This is a genomic window from Citreimonas sp. (assembly GCF_042096055.1).
GTDB lineage: Bacteria > Pseudomonadota > Alphaproteobacteria > Rhodobacterales > Rhodobacteraceae > Citreimonas.
Map to the genome: position 1 here is coordinate 1 of NZ_JBELMH010000112.1, position 7,291 is coordinate 7,291.

5 protein-coding genes and 1 pseudogene are annotated in these 7,291 nt (G+C 65.4%); 1 reads left to right on the forward strand and 5 read right to left on the reverse strand.

Annotated features, from left to right (window positions below; genetic code table 11):
* Nucleotides 1–144 precede the first annotated feature (144 nt).
* The 3 genes from fusA to rpsL are packed head-to-tail and all read right to left on the reverse strand — an operon-like array spanning nucleotide 145 to nucleotide 3,135.
* Complete coding sequence (fusA, locus tag ACFDTC_RS16575; protein WP_375259991.1) at nucleotides 145–2,268, reverse strand: elongation factor G; 2,124 nt, start codon at nucleotides 2,266–2,268, stop codon at nucleotides 145–147.
* Nucleotides 2,269–2,280: 12 nt separating this feature from the next.
* A complete protein-coding gene (gene rpsG, locus ACFDTC_RS16580) occupies nucleotides 2,281–2,751 on the reverse strand; it encodes a 30S ribosomal protein S7 (protein ID WP_089883713.1) in 471 nt (156 codons plus the stop codon).
* A gap of 12 nt (nucleotides 2,752–2,763) precedes the next feature.
* Nucleotides 2,764–3,135, reverse strand: a complete 372-nt coding sequence (rpsL, locus tag ACFDTC_RS16585) for a 30S ribosomal protein S12 (protein WP_005862801.1) — start codon at nucleotides 3,133–3,135, stop codon at nucleotides 2,764–2,766.
* 359 nt (nucleotides 3,136–3,494) lie between these two features.
* Here rpsL and ACFDTC_RS16590 point away from each other — a divergent pair, with 359 nt between their 5' ends.
* Nucleotides 3,495–4,298, forward strand: coding sequence for a putative rhamnosyl transferase (locus tag ACFDTC_RS16590; RefSeq protein ID WP_375259992.1), 804 nt, complete (start codon nucleotides 3,495–3,497; stop codon nucleotides 4,296–4,298).
* Here ACFDTC_RS16590 and ACFDTC_RS16595 read toward each other — a convergent pair.
* Nucleotides 4,268–5,173 (reverse strand): DMT family transporter, encoded by a 906-nt coding sequence (locus tag ACFDTC_RS16595; protein ID WP_375259993.1) that lies wholly within the window; start codon nucleotides 5,171–5,173, stop codon nucleotides 4,268–4,270. The two genes, ACFDTC_RS16590 and ACFDTC_RS16595, sit on opposite strands and share 31 nt — an antisense overlap.
* Nucleotides 5,174–5,324: 151 nt before the next feature.
* A pseudogene (locus tag ACFDTC_RS16600) lies at nucleotides 5,325–7,291 on the reverse strand (DNA-directed RNA polymerase subunit beta'); the annotation flags it as partial.

The following is a 7,291-nucleotide window of genomic DNA, read 5'->3' on the forward strand; positions in this document are numbered from 1 at the left end:
GATCGTGCCGATGTTGCAGTGCGGCTTGCCGCGTTCGAACTTTTCCTTTGCCATCGTCAAGGCTCCCTTTGTCTTCTAGCGGATGGTGGGACGGTGCCCACCCTACAGGTGTTGGGTAGGGCGGGGTTCACCCCGCCACCCGGATCATGCGTACTTGGCCTGGATCTCGTCCGAGATGTTCTGCGGCACAGCCTCGTAGTGGCTGAACTGCATCGTGAACTGCGCGCGGCCCGAGGACATCGAACGCAGGTTGTTGATGTAGCCGAACATGTTCGCCAGCGGAACGTGCGCGTCGATGACGATCGCGTTGCCGCGGGGCGACTGGCCCTGCATCTGGCCGCGGCGGGACGTGAGGTCACCGATCACGGAACCGGTGTATTCCTCGGGCGTCACCACCTCGACCTTCATGATCGGCTCGAGCAGCTTGGCGCCGGCCTTGCGCAGACCTTCGCGCATGCACATCCGCGACGCGATCTCGAAGGCCAGCACCGACGAGTCCACGTCGTGGAACTTGCCGTCGATCAGCGCGACCTTGAAGTCGATCACCGGGAAGCCTGCCAGCGGACCGGAGTCCATGACCGACTTGATGCCCTTCTCGACGCCGGGAATGTATTCCTTCGGCACCGCGCCACCGACGATGCGGGATTCGAAGGAGTAGCCTTCGCCCGGCTCGGTCGGAGAGATGACCAGCTTGACCTCTGCGAACTGACCCGAACCACCCGACTGCTTCTTGTGGGTGTAGGTGTGCTCGATCTCGTGGCCGATGGTCTCGCGGTAGGCCACCTGCGGCGCACCGATGTTGGCCTCGACCTTGAACTCGCGCTTGAGGCGGTCGACGAGGATGTCCAGGTGAAGTTCGCCCATACCCTTCATGATCGTCTGGCCCGACTCGAGGTCGGTCTCGACGCGGAAGGACGGGTCCTCGGCAGCGAGACGCTGCAGGCCCGCGGACATCTTCTCCTGGTCGGCCTTCGTCTTCGGCTCGACTGCGATCTCGATCACCGGATCGGGGAAGGTCATCGTTTCCAGGACCACCTGCTTCTGCGGATCGCAGAGCGTGTCGCCCGTGGTGGTTTCCTTCAGGCCGGCCAGCGCGATGATGTCGCCCGAACCTGCCCAATCGATCTCTTCGCGCGAGTTCGAGTGCATCATCATCATACGGCCGATGCGCTCTTTCTTGCCCTTGGTCGAGTTCAGGATCGCATCGCCCTTCTTCAGCAGACCCGAGTAGATCCGCGTGAAGGTCAGCGAGCCGACGAACGGGTCGTTCATGATCTTGAACGCGAGGCCGGCGAACGGCTCCTCGTCACCGGGCTTGCGCGCGATGTTGCGGGTTTCCGTTTCGTCGTCCGGGCTGAAGCCCATGTACGGCGGCACGTCGAGCGGACCGGGCAGGAAGTCGATCACGGCGTTGAGCAGGGGCTGGACGCCCTTGTTCTTGAACGCGGAACCGGCGGTCACGGGCACGAAAGCCAGCGACAGGCAGCCCTTACGGATCAGCTGGCGCAGCGTGGCCTCGTCGGGCTCGTTGCCTTCCAGGTACTGCTCCATCGCCTCGTCGTCGACTTCGACCGCGACCTCGATGAGGTTCGCGCGCCATTCGTCGGCAAGGTCCTTCAGCTCGTCGCGGATCGGCTGGCGCACCCAGGAGGCGCCCAGGTCTTCGCCCTGCCAAACCCACTCTTCCATCTTGATCAGGTCGACGATGCCTTCGAGCTTGTCCTCGGCACCGATCGGCAGCGCGATCGGCGCGGGGATCGCACCGGTGCGGTCCTTGATCATCTTGATGCAGTTGAAGAAGTCGGCGCCGATCTTGTCCATCTTGTTGACGAACACGATGCGCGGAACCTTGTACCGGTCGGCCTGACGCCACACGGTCTCGGTCTGCGGCTCGACGCCGGCGTTGCCGTCCAGCAGGCAGATCGCACCGTCGAGCACGGCGAGCGAACGCTCGACCTCGATGGTGAAGTCCACGTGCCCGGGGGTGTCGATGATGTTGAAGCGGTACTTCGTGTCAGACGTGCCCTCGGCGGTCGGGTCTTCCTGACGCTGCCAGAACGTGGTCGTCGCGGCGGACGTGATCGTGATGCCGCGCTCCTGCTCCTGCTCCATCCAGTCCATCGTGGCGGCGCCGTCGTGGACTTCGCCGATCTTGTGGGACTTGCCGGTGTAGAACAGGATGCGCTCGGTCGTCGTGGTCTTGCCCGCGTCGATGTGAGCCATGATCCCGAAGTTGCGATAGCGCGTAAGCGGATACTCGCGTGCCATGGTTGTAGCTCCTTACCAGCGGTAATGGCTGAACGCTTTGTTCGCGTCGGCCATCTTGTGGGTGTCTTCGCGCTTCTTCACGGCGGAGCCGCGGGATTGCACCGCGTCGACGAGCTCGCCTGCGAGGCGCTCTTCCATCGTGTTCTCGTTGCGCTTGCGCGACGCCTCGATCAGCCAGCGGATGGCCAGTGCCTCGCGGCGCTCGGGGCGAACCTCGACGGGGACCTGGTAGGTCGCACCACCAACCCGGCGCGAGCGGACCTCGACCGACGGCTTGATGTTGTCGAGCGCTTCGTGGAACAGCTCGACCGGTGCGCGCTTGACCTTCGCCTCGACCCGCTCGAGCGCGCCGTAGACGATCCCCTCGGCGACGGACTTCTTGCCGTCGTACATGAGGTTGTTCATGAATTTCGTCAGAACCCGGTCGCCATATTTGGCGTCGGGCAGGATTTCGCGCTTCTCTGCGGCGTGACGACGAGACATCTGTATATCCTCTTACTTGGGACGCTTGGCGCCGTATTTCGAACGGCGCTGCTTGCGGTCCTTGACGCCCTGGGTGTCGAGAACACCGCGCAGGATGTGGTAACGCACGCCGGGAAGGTCCTTGACGCGGCCACCCCGGATCAGGACGACCGAGTGCTCCTGAAGGTTGTGGCTTTCGCCCGGAATGTAGCTGATCACCTCGTAACCGTTGGTCAGGCGGACCTTCGCCACCTTCCGCATGGCCGAGTTCGGCTTCTTCGGCGTGGTGGTGTAGACGCGCGTGCAGACGCCCCGCTTCTGCGGGCACTGCTCGAGATGCTGCGACTTCGAACGCTTGACTTTGGGCTGCCGCGGCTTGCGGATCAGCTGCTGGATCGTGGGCATGAAGGTCTCTTCCCCGTACTTCTCACATATGTGGCGCGAGGGGACGTGCCCCCAGCCGATTATTGATGTCAGGCGTCGCGCGCGTCCGCGCATCGCCGGTTGCCGCGCCGTACCAAACGACGCAAAGAACCGCACCCGCCCGTGATCCCGGGCGACGCGGTGGGTGTCCAGAGGATCGGGGCCGGGGCCCGGATCTTGACCGCTCCGATACTGAGTCCCGCGCGCAATGCATTAACATTCCGGCGGATTAGCGGCGCGTATAGGGGGAGTCGGAACCCTTGTCAACAGGCCCTGCCGGCTTGCGCGCAAGGGTCCGCGCTGCCAGTGATTGCGCATGTCTAGCCGTGAAGGGGCGCCCGATGCAAGTGATTGGTCTGTGCCGGTTTTCCTATCCCGCCATGGGTGGTTTCCAAGTCGAGCATACCTCGGTCGAAGAGCGCATGGCCTATCTTTATTCCGAGCCCCGGATGGAGGAACGGCTGCGGCATTTCGAATGCGTCTGCCTGCCGGGCCTGCGCGCGCAGACCGACCCCGAATTTACCTTTCTGATCCTCGTCGGCGACTCGATGCCGCGGCACTGGCGCGACCGGCTCGACGCGCTGATCCAGGGCTTTCCGCAGGCCCGCGTGGTGGCGCGCCCGCCCGGGCCGCACCGCCAGGTATGCCAGGACGTGTTCAACGAGGTCCGCGACATGGCGCGCCCCTGCCTGCAGTTCCGCCACGACGACGACGCGGTCGCGGTCGATTTCATCGCGCACCTAAGGCAGGCTGCTTCCGATTGCGCGCAGATCGTCAGCCGCCATCGCATGGTCGGCTTCGACTGGAACCGCGGCTACGTCGCGCGCCCCGACGCGCGGGGCATCGCCGTGAACGAGATCGTGAACCCCTACTGGGGCGTCGCGCAGGCGATGGCGGTGGGGCCAGGCGTGAAGCAGAGCGTGCTGAACTTCGCCCATGACCGGATCAACCGCTTCATGCCGACTGTGACCTTCACCGACCGCGCGATGTATGTCCGCGGCCACAACGACCACAACGATTCACGCCAGAAGAAGCACGTGAAGCCGGTCGAACTGTCACCCCTGGATCCGGACGGCGAGGCGCTGTTCCGCGAGCTCTTCGCGATCGATGCCGATCACGTGCGCCGCATATTCGGCGCCGGCTGACCGCGCCGTTTCAGCCGCGCCTCGCGCAGCAGGGTAAAGATGCCGGTGCCCATGATGATCGCCGCGCCGACCAGCGTCGGCAGCGTCGGCCACTCGCCGAAGAAGACCAGCCCCAGCAGCAGCGCCCAGAGCAGACCGGTGTACCGGAACGGCGCCACGAAGCTGACCTCTCCCACGCGCATCACGAAGACCGATAGCGAGTAGCCGCCGACGATGAACAGGCTCGCCCCAGCCAGCAGCATCCCCGTCGTCGCGGTGATCGGCTGCCAGTCCTGGCTCAGCGACCAGATGGCGGCGAAGGTCAGGACCGCGAGCGAGCTCATGAGCGTCACCGTCAGCGACGGCACAGTGCGTGACATGCGCCGTGTGGACATGTCCCGCACCGTCACGCAGGCCACTGCCACGAGCGCGTAGAGCGACCAGGCGTCGAAGCCCTCGGTCCCCGGCCTGACGATCAGCAGCATGCCCATGAAGCCGATGACGATGGCGCTCCAGCGCTTCCACCCTACGGGTTCGGCGAAGATCACCGCGCTGGCCAGCGTGACCGTCAGCGGCAGCATCTGCAGCAGCGCGGTCACGTTGGCGAAGGGCATGTTCAGCAGCGCGGTCAGGAAGAAATACGCCGCGCCGACCTCGGACACCGCGCGCAGCGCGACCAGCCCCCAGTCGCGGCGGTCCATGTCGAAGCGCAGCTGCCCGAAGGCCCGCGCCATGAGCGCGATGAAGACCGAGGCCGCGAGGCCGCGGATCGTCAGCACCTGGCTCAGCGGCATCGCTCCGCCCAACGCCTTGATGCAGGCGTCGCCGAAGCCGAAGAAGGCCATCGAGCCCACCATCAGCGCCGCGCCACGCATGTTGTCCGACATCCCGGTCATGCAGCCGGTCTAGCAGCCCGCCCTGCGCGCCGCCATCGCGAAAACGACGCCGTTCCAATGACCTGCGCGCAACGAAAAGGGCCGGAGACCCCGCGGTCCCCGGCCCTTCGATTTGCCGATCCGGCGCCACGCGGGGCGCCGGGTCACACGATCACTCGCGGCTTTCGGGCGTATCGACGATCATCGTCTCGCCGTCGTCCTCGACATCCTCCTGCGGCGCGGCCAAGGCCGCGGCTGCGGCCGCTTCCTCGCGCTTGGCCTCGATCACGACCGTATCGCGATCCGCAGCGATCTTGCGCATCGCCTGGGTCGCGCCGCCGGTGCCGGCCGGGATCAGACGGCCCACGATGACGTTCTCCTTGAGACCGACCAGCGTGTCCTTCTTGCCCTGCACGGACGCCTCGGTCAGCACGCGTGTCGTCTCTTGGAAGGACGCCGCCGAGATGAAACTGCGGGTCTGCAGCGACGCCTTGGTGATGCCCAGCAGGATCGGCTCGCCCTTCGCGGGACGGCCCTTGAGACGCTCGGCGCGCGCATTTGCGGCGTCGAACTCGGCCTTGTCCACGTGTTCGCCCTTCAGCAGCGTGGTGTCGCCGCTGTCGAGGATCTCCCACTTCTGGAGCATCTGCCGGACGATGACCTCGACGTGCTTGTCGTTGATCTTCACGCCCTGCAGACGATACACGTCCTGCACCTCGTCGATCATGTAGTTGGCCAGGGCCTCGATGCCCATGATCGACAGGATGTCGTGGGGCGCCGGGTTGCCGTCCATGATGTAGTCGCCCTTCTGGACGTAGTCACCTTCCACGACGGGAATGTGCTTGCCCTTGGGGATCATGTACTCCTTCGGCTCGATCGTGTCGTCCACCGGTTCGATCGTGATCCGGCGCTTGTTCTTGTAGTCCTTGCCGAAGCGGACATAGCCGTCGATCTCGGCGATGATCGCGTGGTCCTTGGGACGGCGCGCCTCGAACAGTTCGGCCACACGCGGCAGACCGCCGGTGATGTCCTTGGTCTTGGCACCCTCGCGCGGAATGCGCGCGACCACGTCGCCGGCCTTGACCTCTTGCTGGTCCTCGGTCGACAGGATCGCGTCCACCGACATCGGGTAGGTGATCGGATTGCCGGCCGCGTTGCGGACCGGTTCGCCGTCCTCCGTCTGCAGGATGATCTCGGGCTTGAGCTCGTTGCCCTTGGGGGCCGCGCGCCAGTCCACGACGATCTTCTGCGTCATGCCGGTGGCCTCGTCGGTCTCGTCGCGCACGGCGACGCCGTTGACCAGGTCCACGTGGCGGGCGATGCCGTCCGCCTCGGCGATGATCGGCAGGGTGTAGGGATCCCACTCGAGCAGCTTGTCGCCGCGCGAGACGGTGTCGCCTTCCTTGACGAACAGCTTGGTGCCGTAGCCCAGCTTGTGGTTGGCCCGCTCGACGCCGTGCTCGTCCATGATCCGCAGCTTCATGTTGCGGCCCATGACCAGCGTCTCGCCGGCGGTGTTTTCGAGCGTATTGGCGTTCTCGAACTCGATCTTGCCTTCCTGGCTGGCCTCGAGGAACGACTGCTGGCCGCCCTGCGCCACGCCGCCGATGTGGAAAGTCCGCATCGTCAGCTGGGTGCCGGGTTCACCGATCGACTGCGCGGCGATGATGCCGACGGCCTCTCCGGTGTTGACCATCGTGCCGCGGGCAAGGTCGCGCCCGTAGCACATGGCGCAGACGCCTTCCTCGGCCTCGCAGGTCAGCGGCGAGCGGATGCGCACCGACGGCAGGGCAGCGTCCTCGACGGCGTCGGCGAGACGCTCGTCGATCAGCTGGCCCTGGCGTACGATGACGTCGCCCGATGCCGGTTCCACGATATCGTCGGCCGCGACACGGCCCAGGATACGCTCGCCCAGGGTGGCCACGACTTCGCCGTCGTTGATCGCCGGCTCGGCCGTGATCGCCCGGTCGGTGCCGCAATCGTGCATGCGGATGATGCAGTCCTGCGCCACGTCCACCAGGCGGCGGGTCAGGTAGCCCGAGTTCGCCGTCTTCAGCGCGGTGTCCGACAGACCCTTGCGGGCGCCGTGGGTCGAGTTGAAGTATTCAAGAACGGTCAGACCTTCCTTGAAGTTCGAGA